Origin of the sequence: Prevotella sp. MGM1, assembly GCF_002933775.1 — a bacterium.
GTDB lineage: Bacteria > Bacteroidota > Bacteroidia > Bacteroidales > Bacteroidaceae > Prevotella.
Genome location: NZ_BEWV01000075.1, coordinates 1 through 759 on the forward strand (window position 1 = coordinate 1; position 759 = coordinate 759).

At 56.8% G+C, this 759-nt stretch carries 1 protein-coding gene; it reads left to right on the top strand.

The window, feature by feature from the left end; all coding sequences use genetic code 11:
• Positions 1 to 82: 82 nt before the first annotated feature.
• On the top strand, positions 83 to 759 hold a 677-nt coding region (locus MoGM_RS02300; protein ID WP_233210130.1), incomplete at its 3' end, for a Mur ligase family protein.

Here is a 759-nt window from a genome sequence, read left to right on the forward strand (position 1 = left end):
GAAAGAGACAACATTGGGACTGTCAATGACTCACTGTTTAAAATAAATAATGTACTTTTGCATGTCCTTAATACGATAAAACATGGATATATCAGAACTATACAGTATATTCGCGGAGCATCCGGTGGTGACGACCGACAGCCGCGACTGCCCCGAAGGCTCTGTCTTCGTGGCCTTGAAAGGAACGTCGTTCAACGGCAACAAGTTTGCGGCGGCGGCCTTGGAGAAAGGCTGTGCATGGGCTGTGGTGGACGAGGCCGAGCATGCCGGAGGCGAACACACCATACTCGTGGACGACTGCCTGAAAACACTCCAACAGCTCGCGCGGTATCATCGCCGCCGGCTGGGCACGCCGATAGTGGGAATAACCGGCACCAACGGAAAGACGACCACCAAGGAACTGACCGCCGCCGTGCTGGCACGGAAATACAACGTGCTATGCACGCAAGGCAACTTCAACAACGACATAGGCGTGCCGAAGACGCTGCTGCGCATCAACGCCGGCCATGACATCGCCGTGGTGGAGATGGGCGCGAGCCATCCGGGAGACATCAAGACGCTCGTGGACATCGTGGAGCCAGACTGCGGACTGATAACCAACGTAGGACGGGCGCATCTCCAGGGCTTCGGCTCGTTTGAGGGAGTGCTCCGCACAAAGGGAGAGCTGTATGACTTTCTGCGCACACGGAGCGACAGCGTGACGTTCGTGAATGCCGGCGACGAGCATCTGACGAGCATCACAGGCGGACTGACGCACAT